The sequence below is a fragment of the Dactylosporangium sp. CA-152071 genome (assembly GCF_050936335.1).
Taxonomy (GTDB): Bacteria; Actinomycetota; Actinomycetes; order Mycobacteriales; family Micromonosporaceae; genus Dactylosporangium; species Dactylosporangium maewongense.
This window is the reverse complement of sequence record NZ_JBNJMZ010000001.1, coordinates 5,323,203-5,337,598: the sequence shown is the minus strand read 5'-3', so window position 1 is coordinate 5,337,598 and position 14,396 is coordinate 5,323,203. Positions and strand designations below refer to the sequence as shown.

Below are 14,396 nucleotides of genomic sequence, written 5' to 3'. Positions count from 1 at the left end.
AAACTTGATGCATGTTCGCGGCGGATGTCCGGGAGTGCGCGCAGCGCCTCCTGCATGACCTGCTGCCGGTTTACCTGCGGCCGGCCGGCGTCGACGTCTGGACGTTTCCCGGTGGCGGCCGGCTTCGGGTCGCGGTCCGCGAGTCGTTGACGCCACGCGAGGCGACCCGGCTCGACAGTGATGCGGCGACGCTCGTGATCGCGCCGTGGATCAGCCCCCGCTCGAGGGAGGTGCTCGACCGGCGCGGATGCTCGTATGTCGATCTCACCGGCAACGTCCGTCTGTCCATCCAACGCCCGCCGATGTACGTGCGGCTGCAAGGCGCGGACCGGGATCCGGCCCCCGCCGCTCGGACGTCGGTCCGCCTCAACGGGCCGCGTGCCCGCCGCCTCGTCCGGATCCTCGTTGACACCGTGCCGCCGTACCGGCTGACCGAACTCGCGAGCGTTGCAGGGCTCAGCAAGGGCTACGTCTCCACCCTGCTGGAGGCCATGGCGGAGGCGGCGTTGATCGAGCGTGACCGGCGCGGCAGCGTCCGCGACGTCGATTGGCCGGCGCTGCTCGCGGCCGGTGCCGACGGCTATCGGCTGTTGCGGAACAACGCCGCCGGATCGTTCGTCGCTCCGGGTGGTCCGCGAGCGCTGTTCGAGCGCCTGTCCGCCCCCGGCGCACCTCGCGCCGTGGTGACCGGCTCGTTCGCCGCGGTTGCCGTCGCGCCGATCGCGGCGCCGGTTCAGCTCGTCGTCTACGCGTGCGATCCCGCGGCGGTGCGCCGGTTCGGCGGCCTGCTCCCCGCCGAGCGCGGTGCCGATGTGGTGATCCTCGAGGCGGAGGACGAGACGTCACAGCTCGCCGGCACCCGCACGCTCGACGGCGTCGAGCATGTGTCGCTGAGCCAGGTGGTCATGGACTGCCTCGGCGGCAACGGACGCCTGCCGGAGGAGGCTGCCGCCGTCCTCGACGTCATGCGCGCCACCCCGGAAACCTGGCGGCTTTCCAGCCTGCCGACAACCTAGATACCATGTGGCCCTATGGCTATCGAACATGCGCCGCTGTACGTAGCTGCCCGGCGGGTGCTGCTGGATGCACTCGACGCGCTCGCCGGGCACAGGTCCGCGGTTGTGCTGGCTGGAGCGCAGGCCATCTACGCGCGCACCGGCGCGGCGGAGATCGACGCCAGTGTCGCCCCGTTCACGTCCGACGCCGACCTGGCGCTCGATCCGCGGCTTCTCGGCCCGGATCCGCGGATCGACGAGGCGATGACGGCGGCCGGCTTCCGCCTCTGCGGGGAGCCCGGCATCTGGGTGACCCAGACCTTGATGGGCGACGCGACCGTGGAGATACCGGTCGATCTGCTTGTGCCCGCGTCGCTTGCCGGTCCGGGACGCCGGTCGGCTCGGCTGCCGGAGCACGGACGCAACGCGGCCCGGCGGACGCCTGGACTGGAGGCTGCGGTGGCCGACCACGGCGTTCTCGAGATCGCCAGTCTGGAGCCTCACGTCGACCAGCGTGTCAGAGCGGTGTCGGTCGCTGGGGTGCCGGCGCTCTTCGTCGCCAAGGCGCAGAAGATTGCCGAGCGGCTGGCGGATGCGCGGTGCGGCCGACCTGAGCGGCTGAAGCCGAAGGACGCCAGTGACGTGATCCGCCTGATGCAGGGCGCACCGCCCGACATGGTCGGCGACCGGCTGGGAGCGATCGCGCACGATCCCGTCGCCGGTGCCAGCGTCCGTGAGGGGGTCGAGCATCTGCGCCGGTTGTTCGGGCGCCGCAGGTCTCCGGGTGTGGATCTGGCGGTGGCGGCGCTGACCGGGGCAATGCCGGAGCTCTCGGTCCGAGAGCTCGCGGTGTCGTACGTCGGAGTGCTACTCGAGGCCTACTCGACCCAGGCGCCGGAGCGCATGACGCGGGTGACGTGAAGGGCGTCGTCCAGGAGGACGAGGTCGGCGCGCCGGCCGGGGCGTAGGGTGCCCAGGTCGTCGGCGAGGCCGATGGCGGCGGCGGGGGTGGCCGAGGCCATCCGGGAGGCGTCGACGAGGGACAGGCCGGCGCCCGCGGCGCGGCGGAAGGCGGCGTCCATCGTCAGCGTGCTGCCGGCGATCGAGCCGTCGCGGGTGAGGCGGGCCACGCCGTCGGCGACGGCGACGCTCTGGCCGCCCAGCTCGTACTCGCCGTCGGGCATGCCGGCGGCGGCCATCGCGTCGGTGATGAGGGCGGCGCGGGCGGGGCCGGTGACAGAGGCCGCGAACGCGAGGGTGCCGTCGTGGAGGTGTACGCCGTCCGCCACGAACTCGCACGTGACCGGCGCGGCGCCGAGGAGGGCGAAGACCGGCCCGGGCTGGCGGTGGTGCGGCGGGCGCATGCCGTTGAAGACGTGGGTGCCGACCGTCGCGCCGGCGTCGACGCCCGCGAGGGTCTCCTCCCAGGTGGCGTCCGTGTGGCCGAGGGCGGCGACGACGCCGCGGGAGACCAGGAGCTTGATGGCGTCCAGGGCGCCGGGCAGCTCGGGGGCGACGGTGACCATGCGCACGGCGCCCTCGCCCGCGTCGATGAGCGAGTTGAGCTCGTCCAGCGACGGGTGGCGCAGGTGCGCCGGGTTCTGCGCGCCGCACCGCGCCTGCGACAGGTACGGGCCCTCGAAGTGCACGCCGGCCAGGACGCCCTCGCCGACCAGCGGCGCGAACGCCTTCGTGGCGGACAGCATCAGGTCGGGGGGCGAGGTGACGAGGCTCGCCAGCATCGTCGTGGTGCCGTGGCTCAGGTGGTACGCGGCGGCGACGCGGGCCGCTTCGGGGTCGCCGGTGGTGAACGTGGCGCCGCCGCCGCCGTGGACGTGGATGTCGACGAACCCGGGCACGACCGTGCCGGCCGTCGCGTCGACCGCGCCGGTGAAGGCCTGCCCGACCTCGGCGATGCGGTCGCCCTCGACCCGGACGAAGCCGTTGTCGATGACGCGGTCGCCCGCGATCACCCGTACGCCGGACACCACCGTCATGCCGTTCCTCCTGTGCTGTCGTTGCGCTGGTCTTGCAGTGCGTCCAGGGCGAGCAGAGCGGCGCCGAGGCAGCCGGCCTCGTCGCCGAGCGCGGCGCGGGTGATCTCCGGCTCGCGGTGGAACGTGACGCGGGCGTGGACCCCCGCCCGCAGCGGGGCGAGCAGTGCCTCGCCCGCCTCGGCGAGGCCGCCGCCGAGGACGATGACCGCCGGGTCGAACAGGGCGATGCCCGTCATCAGGCCGTCCGCCAGGGCGTCGATGGTCTCCTGCCACACCGCGACGGCGGCCGGCTCGCCCTCCACGGCCAGCCGGGCCACGTCCTCGGCGGTGGCGGGACGGCCGGCGTGCTCGCCGTACCGGCGACCGACGGCAGACGCGGAGGCGATCGACTCCAGGCAGCCGCGCTGCCCGCACCCGCACATCGGCCCGCCGGGGCGCACCACGATGTGGCCGATCTCGCCCGCGGCGCCGTGCGCGCCCGTGTAGACCTGCCCGTGCACGACGTTCGCCGCGGCGATGCCGGTGCCGATGGGGATGACCAGCACATACGAGTGGCCGCGCCCGGCGCCCAGCCGCGCCTCGGCGAGCCCGCCGGCGCGCACGTCGTGGCCCAGCGCGGCGGGCAGACCCAGCCGCTCCTCCAGCAGCGCCTTCAGCGGCACGTCGCGGAAGCCGAGGTTGGCGGCCCAGACGGCGATCCCGTTGCGCTCGTCGATCACGCCCGGGACGGCCAGGCCGGCGGCCCGCGGGTCGAGGCCCTTCGCGCGCGCGGTGGCGGCGAGGCCCTCGGCGATGTCGAGGATCGTCGCGATGACCGCCTCGGCCCCCCGCTCGCGGCCGGTGGCGTGCCGCTCGGCGTGCAGGACCTGGTGTGTCGCCTCGCCCTCGGCGCCGACCAGCGCACACTTGATCCCGGTGCCCCCGACATCGAGGGCGATCACGGTCTGCGTCATGTGTAGCTCGTCCTCGCGCTGATCGATGTGGCATGAAGCCGGGCGGGTTCGCGCATCATTGCGCACTGTCGGGCAGGCTGGCAACCGTACCCCCGAGGTTAGTTTGAGCAGTTGCCTTTGCGTTTACCCGTAGTTTCGCGCATTATTGTGCACACATCTCGCACCGTACGCGCAGGGAGGGGCTCGTGGACCGCTACGCGCGCTGGAATGCGCTCCTCGAGATCCTCACCGACAGCGGGCGCATCAGCGTGGAGGACGCGGCCGAGCGCCTCGACGTCTCGCAGGCCACGATCCGCCGCGACTTCGACCAGCTGGCGCAGCAGCAGATGATCACCCGCACCCGCGGCGGGGCGGTCGCCAACGGCGTCTCCTACGACCTGCCGCTGCGGTACAAGACGGCGAAGCACGCACCCGAGAAGCAGCGCATCGGCGCGGCCGCGGCCGCCCTGGTCTCGCCCGGCATGGTCGTCGCCCTCAACGGCGGCACGACGACCACCGAGGTCGCCCGCGCGCTCGCGGTGCGCCCCGAGCTCACCGGCGGCGTCGACGACGCCCAGCTCACCGTGGTCACCAACGCGCTCAACATCGCCAACGAGCTGCTCGTGCGCTCCCGCATGAAGATCGTCGTGACCGGCGGCGTGGTCCGCCCGCAGTCCTTCGAGCTCGTCGGCCCGCTCGGCGGCAACATCCTGCGCGACGTCACCCTCGACATCGCCCTGCTCGGCGTCGACGCGCTCGACGTCACCCTCGGCGCCGCCGCCCACCACGAGGGCGAGGCCGCGATGAACAGCCTCATGGTCGCCCGCGCCCGCCGCGTCGTGATCATCGCCGACAGCTCGAAGCTCGGCGGTCACGCGTTCGCCCGGATCTGCCCGATCGACCGCATCGACACCCTAGTCACCGACTTCAACGCCACCCCCGAGACCCTGGCCGCCTTCGCCGCCGCCGGCGTCAAGATCGTGACCGCCTGACCCGTCCCGCCGGTACTGTGGGGCGATGCAGCGCGACGACCTCACCGCCGCCCGGGTCCCAGCGCAGCCCCCGACCCAGGACCCCGACGACTTCGTCGACACCGACGTCGCGGACACCGACGAGGACCCCGACGCGGGCCCCGACGCGGGCCCCGATCTCGCGACGGCCGAGGAGCCCCCGGAGCTCGACGAGCGCAGCAAGGCCATCCTCGCCTTCGAGCGCCGGTGGTGGCGCCAGGCGGGCGCCAAGGAGCAGGCCGTCCACGACACCTTCAACCTGTCGGCGACCCGCTACTACCAGCTGCTGAACACGCTCCTCGACGACCCGCTGGCCCTGGCCCACGACCCGGTCGTCGTCCAGCGCCTCCGCCGCCTCCGCGCCTCCCGCTCCCGCCGCCGCTGAGCGCCGCGACGGCGAAAACGGCGGGCGCTCAGCGGGCCTGTTGCTGCTCGGCGTAGGCGGCGAGCCAGGCGACCTGGACCGGGTCCAGGGAGGGGCGGACACGGTCGCGGGCGAGGGCCACGTGGGCGGCGGTGACCTCGGTGGCCTCCAGCGACTCGCGCATGGCGGCCAGGGCGGACTCGCGGATGAGGGCGGCGCAGTCGGCGGCCGAGAAGCGGTCCAGCGACGCGGCCAGGGCGGGCAGGTCGACGTCGGCGGCGAGGGGCACGGACTTCGCGGCGGCGCGGAGGATCTCGGTGCGGGCGTCGGCGTCCGGGGGCGGCACGAAGACGAGGCGTTCGAGGCGGCCGGGGCGCAGCAGGGCCGGGTCGACCAGGTCGGGGCGGTTGGTGGCGCCGATGACGACGACGTTGCGCAGGGACTCGACGCCGTCGAGCTCGGTGAGGAGGGCGGCGACGACCCGGTCGGTGGTGCCGCCGTCGGTGGCCTGGCCGCGGGTCGGGGCGAGGGCGTCGACCTCGTCGAGGAAGACGAGGGTGGGGGCCGCCTCGCGGGCGCGGCGGAAGAGCTCGCGGACCGCGCGCTCGCTCTCGCCGACCCACTTCGACAGCAGCTCGGCGCCCTTCACCGACAGGACGTTGGCCTTGCCGGTGCCGGCGATCGCCTTGACCAGGTACGTCTTGCCGCAGCCCGGCGGGCCGTAGAGCAGCACGCCGCGGGGCGGCTCGATGCCGAGGCGGGAGAACGCGTCCGGGTAGGACAGCGGCCACAGCACGGACTCGGTCAGGGTCTGCTTGACCTCGACCATGTCGCCGACGTCGTCCAGGGTGACCTTGGCGAGCTCCAGCGACGACTCGGCCATCGACGTGGGGCGCACGACCTCGAGGGCGGCCTCGAAGTCCGCCATCAGCACGCCCGTGCCGTCCCCGTCGCGGCGGTGACGCAGGGCCGCTCGTACACCTGCCTCACGCGACAACGCGGCGAGGTCCGCCGCCACGAAGCCGGGGGTGCGGCCCGCGATGTCGTCGAGCCGGACGTCGTCGTCGAGCGGCATGCCGCGGGTGAGGACGGCGAGCTGCTCGCGGCGCAGGGCCGCGTCGGGGAGCGGGACGGCGATGCCGTGGGCGAGCAGGCCGGGGGAGTGCAGGGACGGGTCGACGGCCTCGGGGCGGCTGGTCGTGCAGACGACGGCCTCGCCCTCGCGGACGAGCTCGCCGATCAGCTGGCGGAAGACCGTCGACAGCGGGCCCGGCTGGTCGCGCGGCGCGAGGGCCTCCACGTCGGCGACGAGCAGGATCGCCGGGCGGGCGGCCCGCACCTCGCCGGCGGCCTCCCGCAGCCGGGCAGCGGCGGCGTTGTTGGTGAGCGCCGCCAGCTCCGGCGCCCACAGGGGGACGACCCGCGCCCCGACGCTCGCCGCGACGGCGTGCACCAGGGCGGACTTGCCGGAGCCGGCGGGGCCGGTGATCAGCACCCCCAGCGTCACCGTCGTGCCGAGCCTCGCCAGGACCTCGCCGTGGTGGAAGCCGAGGTCCAGCAGCTCGCCCAGCTGCTCGGCCTGCGCCCTGAGCCCGGGCAGGTCGTCGAGCGCGACCGCTTCCGGTGCGGCGGCCGGCGGCGCGACAGGAACGAGGCCGCCGGGCGCGTGGGTGGCGTGGCCGTGGTGCCAGCCGACGGCGGTGTCCATGGTGACCAGCGCGCCCGCGCCGGGGCCGGCGGCGACGACGGTGAGCAGGGCGCTGGTCCAGCCGTAGCCGACGGTGTTCTTCAGGCTGCGCCGCGCCGCCTCGAACACGCCGGGGTCCAGCGAGGTCAGCGACACGTCCTGCGGCAGCAGGGAGACGTTGTCGCCGACGGTGACGACCTTGCCCAGCAGCGCGAGCCGCAGCATCTCCGGCGACACGACCCCGACGATCTCCGGCGGGCCGGACAGGGTCACCGACGCCGCGGCCCGCAGCGGCGCCGCCGCGACCGTCACCTGGCCGCCGTCGCGCAGGCCCAGGTTGCCCAGCAGGAGGTCGTCGGCGTAGAGCAGGGCGCGGCTGGCGCTGGCCTCGGCGACTGCGGCGATCCCGGCGGACTCGCGGCGGCCGGTGAGGGCGATCGGGTCGCCCGCGCGCAGGCCCAGCGCGGCCAGGACCTCAGGGTGGAGCCGGACCACGCCGCGGCGGGCGTCCAGGGCCGCGGGGCGCAGGCTGGCGGTGAGCGTCAAGGTCGCGGCCACGCACCGAGCGTATAACTCGCCCGCTTGCTGTGAACCTGCTGAGGAATTCGACATCGCGCAACATGTGTTGCGTACGTTTGGCCGATGCGTCTCTTACCGCGTCTCAACCGGCGCAGGGTCATCGCCGGCTCGGTGGCCGCCCTGCTGCTGGTCGGCCTGGTCGGCTGGGCGGTCGTCCCCTCGCCCGCCACGTTCAGCACCCAGGAGCAGCGCATCACCGTGCGCACCGGCCCCGACGACGCGACCGAGGTGACCCTCGACACGACGCTGTACCTGCCGAAGAAGAGCGGCAAGAAGCCCGCCATCCTGCTCGCGCACGGGTTCGGCGGCACCAAGCGGAGCGTGAAGTCCGACGCCGAGGACTTCGCCGACCTCGGCTACGCCGTGCTCACCTGGACCGCCCAGGGCTTCGGCGACTCCACCGGCGAGATCCACCTCGACAGCCCCGACTGGGAGGTCAAGGACGCCCAGCGGCTGCTGGACTGGCTCGCCGCCCGGCCCGACATCCAGACCGACGGGTCCGGAGACCCGCGGGTGGCGGCGGTCGGCGGCTCGTACGGTGGAGCCCTCGCCCTCCTGCTCGCCGCGCACGACAAGCGGGTCGACGCGATCGTTCCCATGATCACCTGGAACGACCTGTCGCGGGCCTTCCTGCCCGAGGCCACCGGCAAGGACCCGTCCGGCGGCGTGTTCAAGAAGCAGTGGGCCGGACTGTTCTTCGGCTCCGGCAACGCGCTGACCGACAGCTCGGCGCTGACGAGCCAGGCCGCTCCGCAGCGGACCTCGACCGGCGACGCCCAGTGCGGACGGTTCGCGAAGGACGTCTGCGAGGCGTACCTCGACATCGCCACCACCGGGGAGGCCGACAAGGACGCGATCGCGCTGCTGCGCCGGTCCAGCCCGGCGTCCGTGCTCGACCAGATCAAGGCGCCCACGCTGCTCGTACAGGGGCAGGTCGACACCCTGTTCCCGCTCAGCGAGAGCGACGCCAACGCCCGCGGCATCGCCGCCACCGGCACCCCGGTGCGGGTCGCGTGGTTCACCGGCGGGCACGACGGCGGCACCGGGCCGCAGTCCGAGGTCGACCGGCTGCGATACCTGACCGCGCAGTGGCTCGACCACTACATCAAGGGCAACGGCGAGGCGCCGCCGACCAGCTTCACCTACTCGCGCGTGTCGGGCCTCAACGCCCGGGGCCGCGGGCTCGTCACGACCGCGTCGTCGACGTCGACCTACCCCGGCACCGGCGGCACCTCCACCGAGAGCGTCGCCCTGATCGGCGTGCCGACGAGCATCGCCAACCCGCCCAACGGCACCCCGTCCGGGATCTCCTCGCTGCCGATCGCCAACATCGCGAGCCTGCTCGGCAGCGGCGTGTCCGCCGAGATCCCCGGCCAGCACGCCGACTACACCTCCGCGCCGCTGCCCGACACCCTCGACGTGGCGGGCGCGCCCACGGTCCGCATCCGGGCGGCGTCGCCGACCGGCGAGGCCGTGCTCTTCGTCAAGCTCTACGACGTGCCCGCCAAGGGCGCCCCGTCGATCCCGGACGGGCTCATCGCGCCGGTGCGCCTCACCGGACTGCCGAAGGACATCGCCGACGCGCAGCCGATCGCCGTGACGCTGCCCGCGGTCGTGCACCGGTTCGAGGCCGGCAGCCGGGTCCGGGTCACCGTCGCCGCTGCCGACAGCGCGTACTGGTCGCCGCCGGACCCGCTCGTCTACCAGGTCGCCGTCGAAGGCGCGCTGACCCTGCCCGACGTGGCCGGCACGCCGATCGCCAACCCCGACGTCATCTGGCGCTACGTCCTCGCCGCGCTCGTCGCCCTCATCGTGGTCGGCCTCGCCGTCGCGATCCTGGTCGCCCGCGCCCGCGCCCGGCGGATCGAGCGCCGCGTCGACCCCGAGCACGTGGACACGCCGCTCGTCGTGCGGGGGCTGCGCAAGACCTACGGTGACTTCGTCGCCGTCGCGAAGGTCGACTTCACCGTCCAGCGCGGGCAGGTGGTCGGCCTCCTCGGCCCCAACGGCGCCGGCAAGACCACGTCGCTGCGGGTCCTGATGGGGCTGACCCGGCCGAGCCAGGGCGAGATTCTCGTCTTCGGCCACCAGCTCCTGCCGGGCGCGCCAGTGCTGTCCCGGGTCGGCGCCCTGGTGGAGGGGCCCGGCTTCCTGCCGCACCTCACCGGTCTGCAGAATCTCCACCTGTACTGGGCAGCGACCGGCCGGCCGCTCGACGACGCCCACTTCGACGAGGCGTTCGACATCGCCGGTCTCGGCACCGCCGTCAACCGGCGGGTCAAGACCTACAGCCACGGGATGCGCCAGCGCCTCGCCATCGCACAGGCCATGCTCGGCCTCCCCGAGCTGCTCGTCCTCGACGAACCCACCGACGGGCTCGACCCGCCGCAGATCGCCGAGATGCGCAAGGTCCTGCGCCGGTACGCGACCGGCGGCCGCGCCGTCCTGGTCTCCAGCCACCTCCTCGCCGAGGTCGAGCAGACCTGCACCGACGTCGTCGTCATGCACCGGGGCGAGGTCGTGGCCACCGGCAAGGTCGACGACATCGTCGGCGACTCGCCGACCGTCCAGATCGACGTGTCCGACGTGGACGCCGCCACGAAGGTCCTCGACGAGCTCGACGGCGTCCGCACGGTCATCCCGGCCGGCAGCAACGGCGGCCTGGTCGTCGACATCGACGGCGTGCCGCGCTCGGAGGTCGTCGCCGCGCTGGTCCGGGCCGGCGTCGGCGTCGACCGGGTGACGCCGCGGCGGCGGCTCGAAGACGCGTTCCTGTCGCTCGTCGGCGGCGACACCAAGGCCAGTGGAGAGCGGTCATGAGTACTTCTGCTGTTTCTTCCTCTTCTTCTTCCTCCGAGCGCGGCGTCGTCGGTGGCGCCCCCGGCTACCGTCCCGGCGCGACCCTCTCCCTCTGGACGGAGATCCGCCGCCAGGCGGCCCGCCGCCGCACGCAGATGGCGCTCGGCTTCATGGTCCTGCTGCCGCTGATCATCCTGATCGCCTTCCAGCTCGACAGCGGCGGCGACGACGAGGGCGGCAACAACGGCGAGTTCTCCCGCCTCGCCGACCTCGCGACCGGCGGTGGGGCCAACTTCACCCTCTTCACCCTGCTCGTCTCGTCCGGCTTCCTGCTGGTCGTCGTCGTGGCCCTCTTCTGCGGCGACACGGTGGCGAGCGAGGCGTCGTGGGGGAGCCTGCGGTACCTGCTGGCGATGCCCGTCCCGCGGGCCCGGCTGCTCGGCGTCAAGGTGACCGCGGCGCTGCTCTACTGCCTCCTCGCGGTCCTGGTCCTGGTCGGCACCGCGATGCTGGCCGGCACCCTGCGCTACGGCTGGGCCCCGCTCAACGCCCCCATCGGCGGGGAGATCGCCGCCGGCACGAGCGTCGTCCGCCTGCTGGAGATCGTCGGCTACCTGTGCGTGTCGCTCCTGGTCGTCGCCTCGCTCGCGTTCCTGCTCTCCGTCTCCACCGACGCCCCGCTCGGCGCCGTCGGCGGCGCGGTGCTGCTGCAGATCCTGTCCAGCATCCTGGACCAGATCACCGCCCTCGGAAACCTCCGCAACTTCCTGCCCACCCACTACAACGACGCCTGGCTCGGCCTGCTCTCCACCCCGCTGCAGACCGACGACATCGTGAAGGGCTGCATCGCCTCCCTCGCCTACGCCACCGTCTTCTTCTCCCTCGCGTGGTGGCGCTTTCTGCGAAAAGACGTGGTGAGCTGAATGCGTCTCGCGTACTGACCGGTAGGGTGCCGGTCCATGCGAACCTCGGCGCTCCGCGGTGCCTGGCTCCTCGTCCTCGGCCTCGCCGCGCTCTCCGGCACCCTCTACTACGACCAGGCCAACCTGGCGGCCTGGACCTCATACGTCGCCTCCTCCAACGCGATGAGCGGCCCCGCCGAGGCCTTCACCGCCCAGATCTTCACCCTCATCGGCGCTCTGGCCTCGGCGTCGGCGGCGTCGCTGGTCGCCGTCTGCGCCCTGCTCTTCGCCACCGGCCGCACCTTCGGCCACTGGGCCCTGCGCCTGACCGTGGTGCTGACCCTGGTCCTGCTGTCGCTGGTCGCGGTGGTCGTCGTGGTCGCCACCCTGACGGGCGACCCGCCGGCCGCCGTCATCGACACCCCGGTCTGGCTCCTGGCCGCCGAGTGGCTCGCCGTCCTGGCCGCCCTGGCCGGCGCCGCCATCACCACCTCGACGCTCTGGGGCTTCACCCCCGCCACCGACCCCCTCTGACCGGGGGCCTGCGCACGGCGTACCAGCGACGGGAAACGGCTAGGCGGGCGGCCTCTGGTAGCCCGGGATCGTGGTCATCGGGGGGCGGTCCGGGTGGGCGACCGGGTGGTCGGCCGGGGTGACCGTGCCGGTGCGCCTGACGAACTGGGTGAGGGTCGGCCAGACCGGGGCGCCGGGGGTGACCCGGGCGTGGATGGTGTGCAGGATCGTGGCGGCCATGCGGCCCAGGGCCGCGGTGTCCTGGTGACCGTGGGTGCGCTGGCCGAGGTCGACCTGCGCGACCGCGTCCAGGCCGGCGGTGCGGTAGGTGTCGATGAGCAGGCCGGTCTCGACGCCGTAGCCCGCGGCGAAGGGCAGGGACTCCAGCAGGGAGCGGCGGGCCGCGTACTCGCCGGCGAGGGGTTGCACGACGCCGGCCAGGGCGGGGAAGTAGGCGTTGAGCAGCGGGCGGGCGGCGAGCTCCGTGACGCGCCCGCCGCCGCCGGCCGAGACGTCCAGGAGGGGGCGGTCGTAGAAGGCCTTCACCATCTGGGTGGCCGGGTCGTCCAGCAGCGGGCCGAGGAGGCCGGTGACGAAGTGCGGCCGGAAGTCGGTGAGGTCGGCGTCGACGTACACCAGGATGTCGCCGGTGGCGACGGCCAGGGCCTTCCAGAGCACCTCGCCCTTCCCGGGGCGGGAGCCGGTCCCGGGGAGGATGTCGTCGCGGTGGTGGACGGTGGCGCCGGCCTGGCGGGCGACCTCGGCGGTCCGGTCGACGGAGCCCGAGTCGACCACGATGACCTCGTCGACCAGGGGCATGAGGGTGCGCGCGCCGGTGACGATCTCGGCGACGGTCGGCTCCTCGTCCAGCGCCGGCAGCACGACGCTGATCCGGGTGTCGCCCTTGCGGTCGTAGAGGTCGGCGAGGGGCCAGTCGCGCCATGCCGAGGTGCGCTTGGCGAACCAGTCCGCCGCGTCGGGATGCATGAGTGAAACCGTAGTCAGGTCCATCTCGTGAGATGACTCATACAGCGGCACCCGTGTCGGCCCTTACACTCGAATACGAACCACGCGAACAGCACGTCACAACTGAATACCTCATCCAGAGGGGCAGAGGGATACGGCCCGATGAAGCCCCGGCAACCCCTGCGACACGTCTCGACGCTGAGTCCGGTCGCGGTAGGTGCCAAATCCGTCCCGGTGCGCAAGGCCATGCACCTGGGAAAGATGAGAGGAAGGCCTCCATGACCTCGACGCTCGGCGTCTTCACCGACTCTCCCGCCCGCCACCTGGTCTGCCGTGGCTGCGGCGCCCAGTTCCCGCTCGCCGCGCAGCACGCCTGCTACGAGTGTTTCGGCCCGCTCGAGGTGGGCTACGACGCCGAGGCGCTCGGCCGGGTCACCCGCGAGCAGATCGAAGCCGGCCCCCAGAACATCTGGCGCTATGCGCCGCTGCTGCCGGTCGGCACCGACCCCGCCAGCCGCGTGACCCTCGACCCGGGGCTGACCCCGCTGGTCAAGGCGGATCTGCTGGCCAAGGAGCTCGGCATCACCGGCGCGCTGTGGGTGAAGGACGACTCGGCCAACCCGACCCACTCGTTCAAGGACCGGGTCGTCTCGGTGGCGCTGACGGCGGCGAAGGCGCTGGGGTTCACCCGCTACTCGTGCGCCTCCACCGGCAACCTGGCCAACTCGGTCGCCGCGCACGCGGCGCGGGCCGGGGTGCCGTCGACGGTGTTCATCCCGTCGGACCTGGAGCCCGGCAAGGTCGTCATGAGCGCCGTGTACGGCGGTGACGTCGTGGCGATCGAGGGGTCCTACGACGACGTCAACCGGCTGTGCTCGGAGCTGACCGAGACCGACGAGTTCGAGGACACGGCGTTCGTCAACGTCAACGTGCGGCCGTTCTACGCCGAGGGGTCCAAGACGCTCGGGTATGAGGTCGCGGAGCAGCTCGGCTGGCGGATCCCGGCGCAGGTCGTGATCCCGATGGCCAGCGGCGAGCTGCTGACGAAGATCGACAAGGCGTTCAGCGAGCTGGTGGAGATCGGGCTCGTGCCCGACACGGAGTGGACGGTGTTCGGCGCGCAGTCCGCGGGCTGCAACCCGATCGCGGTGGCGCTGCACAAGGGCACCGACGAGATCGTCCCGGTGAAGCCGACGGGCATCGCCAAGTCGCTCAACATCGGCGACCCGGCGGCCGGCGTCTACGCGCTGGAGTCGGTGCGGCGCACCGGCGGCTGGATGGAGTACGTCGACGACGACGAGATCCGCGCCGGCATCGAGCTGCTCGCCCGCACGACCGGCGTGTTCGCCGAGACCGCCGGCGGGGTCACCACCGCGGTGCTGAAGAAGCTGGTCGAGACCGGCAGGCTCGACCCGTCGAAGGAGACGGTCGTCTTCAACACCGGCGACGGGCTGAAGACCCTCGATGCGGTCGCCGGCACGGTCGGCCCGACGCACCGGGTCAAGCCTTCGCTGAAGTCCGTCCGCGAGGCCGGGCTGGTGAGCTGAGGCCCGGGCCATTTCGGCTGAGGGCTGATTTTTTCGCGCAACCCGCCGACGCCGTGACGGACGGTGTCGGTTCGGGTGCGGCTGAGAGAGCGCTTTCACTCCTTG

General features: G+C 73.1%; 12 protein-coding genes and 1 riboswitch. Of the genes, 8 read left to right on the top strand and 4 right to left on the bottom strand.

Features of this window, described 5'->3' with window-relative positions; translation table 11 throughout:
• Positions 1-11 precede the first annotated feature (11 nt).
• A complete protein-coding gene (locus ACQEVZ_RS23840) occupies positions 12-1,016 on the top strand; it encodes a hypothetical protein (RefSeq protein WP_433370021.1) in 1,005 nt (334 codons plus the stop codon).
• A 15-nt stretch (positions 1,017-1,031) separates the two neighbouring features.
• Entirely contained in the window at positions 1,032-1,916 is an 885-nt protein-coding gene (locus tag ACQEVZ_RS23835; RefSeq protein ID WP_433370018.1) for a hypothetical protein, read from the top strand.
• On the opposite strand, the gene nagA is transcribed toward ACQEVZ_RS23835, so the two are convergent.
• Together nagA and ACQEVZ_RS23825 are read right to left on the bottom strand one after the other, a co-directional pair.
• Entirely contained in the window at positions 1,874-2,992 is a 1,119-nt protein-coding gene (nagA, locus tag ACQEVZ_RS23830) for an N-acetylglucosamine-6-phosphate deacetylase (RefSeq protein ID WP_344514280.1), read from the bottom strand. The genes ACQEVZ_RS23835 and nagA overlap by 43 nt on opposite strands.
• Complete coding sequence (locus ACQEVZ_RS23825; protein WP_433370015.1) at positions 2,989-3,945, bottom strand: ROK family protein; 957 nt, start codon at positions 3,943-3,945, stop codon at positions 2,989-2,991. Before ACQEVZ_RS23825 ends, nagA begins: the two co-directional genes overlap by 4 nt.
• 185 nt (positions 3,946-4,130) lie before the next feature.
• Between ACQEVZ_RS23825 and ACQEVZ_RS23820 the strand changes: the two genes are divergently transcribed.
• Positions 4,131-4,916, top strand: coding sequence for a DeoR/GlpR family DNA-binding transcription regulator (locus ACQEVZ_RS23820; protein WP_344514276.1), 786 nt, complete (start codon positions 4,131-4,133; stop codon positions 4,914-4,916).
• 25 nt (positions 4,917-4,941) lie between these two features.
• Entirely contained in the window at positions 4,942-5,319 is a 378-nt protein-coding gene (locus ACQEVZ_RS23815) for a DUF3263 domain-containing protein (RefSeq protein ID WP_433370012.1), read from the top strand.
• A gap of 28 nt (positions 5,320-5,347) precedes the next feature.
• Here the strand turns inward: ACQEVZ_RS23815 and ACQEVZ_RS23810 are convergent, their stop codons facing one another.
• Positions 5,348-7,543 (bottom strand): AAA family ATPase, encoded by a 2,196-nt coding sequence (locus tag ACQEVZ_RS23810; RefSeq protein WP_433370009.1) that lies wholly within the window; start codon positions 7,541-7,543, stop codon positions 5,348-5,350.
• A gap of 84 nt (positions 7,544-7,627) precedes the next feature.
• Here ACQEVZ_RS23810 and ACQEVZ_RS23805 point away from each other — a divergent pair, with 84 nt between their 5' ends.
• The 3 genes from ACQEVZ_RS23805 to ACQEVZ_RS23795 are packed head-to-tail and all read left to right on the top strand — an operon-like array spanning position 7,628 to position 11,799.
• Positions 7,628-10,384: an alpha/beta fold hydrolase gene (locus tag ACQEVZ_RS23805; protein WP_433370006.1), complete on the top strand. Its 2,757-nt coding sequence runs from the start codon at positions 7,628-7,630 to the stop codon at positions 10,382-10,384.
• Positions 10,381-11,286 (top strand): ABC transporter permease, encoded by a 906-nt coding sequence (locus tag ACQEVZ_RS23800; RefSeq protein ID WP_433370003.1) that lies wholly within the window; start codon positions 10,381-10,383, stop codon positions 11,284-11,286. The genes ACQEVZ_RS23805 and ACQEVZ_RS23800 overlap by 4 nt, the downstream gene beginning before the upstream one ends.
• Before the next feature lie 36 nt (positions 11,287-11,322).
• Positions 11,323-11,799, top strand: a complete 477-nt coding sequence (locus ACQEVZ_RS23795) for a hypothetical protein (protein ID WP_433370001.1) — start codon at positions 11,323-11,325, stop codon at positions 11,797-11,799.
• A 39-nt stretch (positions 11,800-11,838) separates the two neighbouring features.
• On the opposite strand, the gene ACQEVZ_RS23790 is transcribed toward ACQEVZ_RS23795, so the two are convergent.
• On the bottom strand, positions 11,839-12,765 hold the full coding sequence (locus ACQEVZ_RS23790) for a glucosyl-3-phosphoglycerate synthase (RefSeq protein ID WP_433369998.1): 927 nt from the start codon (positions 12,763-12,765) through the stop codon (positions 11,839-11,841).
• Between the two features lie 108 nt (positions 12,766-12,873).
• A riboswitch (SAM riboswitch) is annotated at positions 12,874-13,012 on the top strand.
• A gap of 10 nt (positions 13,013-13,022) precedes the next feature.
• Between ACQEVZ_RS23790 and thrC the strand changes: the two genes are divergently transcribed.
• Positions 13,023-14,291 (top strand): threonine synthase, encoded by a 1,269-nt coding sequence (thrC, locus tag ACQEVZ_RS23785; protein WP_344514262.1) that lies wholly within the window; start codon positions 13,023-13,025, stop codon positions 14,289-14,291.
• The last annotated feature ends 105 nt before the right edge of the window (positions 14,292-14,396 follow it).

Excerpts from the sequence above, each read along its gene's own strand:
- ACQEVZ_RS23800 (WP_433370003.1), top strand. The coding sequence starts at position 10,381 with ATGAGTACTTCTGCTGTTTCTTCCTCTTCTTCTTCCTCCGAGCGCGGC.
- ACQEVZ_RS23805 (WP_433370006.1), top strand. The coding sequence starts at position 7,628 with ATGCGTCTCTTACCGCGTCTCAACCGGCGCAGGGTCATCGCCGGCTCG.
- nagA (WP_344514280.1), bottom strand. The coding sequence starts at position 2,992 with ATGACGGTGGTGTCCGGCGTACGGGTGATCGCGGGCGACCGCGTCATC.
- ACQEVZ_RS23835 (WP_433370018.1), top strand. The coding sequence starts at position 1,032 with ATGGCTATCGAACATGCGCCGCTGTACGTAGCTGCCCGGCGGGTGCTG.
- ACQEVZ_RS23815 (WP_433370012.1), top strand. The coding sequence starts at position 4,942 with ATGCAGCGCGACGACCTCACCGCCGCCCGGGTCCCAGCGCAGCCCCCG.
- ACQEVZ_RS23825 (WP_433370015.1), bottom strand. The coding sequence starts at position 3,945 with ATGACGCAGACCGTGATCGCCCTCGATGTCGGGGGCACCGGGATCAAG.
- ACQEVZ_RS23790 (WP_433369998.1), bottom strand. The coding sequence starts at position 12,765 with ATGCATCCCGACGCGGCGGACTGGTTCGCCAAGCGCACCTCGGCATGG.
- thrC (WP_344514262.1), top strand. The coding sequence starts at position 13,023 with ATGACCTCGACGCTCGGCGTCTTCACCGACTCTCCCGCCCGCCACCTG.
- ACQEVZ_RS23840 (WP_433370021.1), top strand. The coding sequence starts at position 12 with ATGTTCGCGGCGGATGTCCGGGAGTGCGCGCAGCGCCTCCTGCATGAC.
- ACQEVZ_RS23795 (WP_433370001.1), top strand. The coding sequence starts at position 11,323 with ATGCGAACCTCGGCGCTCCGCGGTGCCTGGCTCCTCGTCCTCGGCCTC.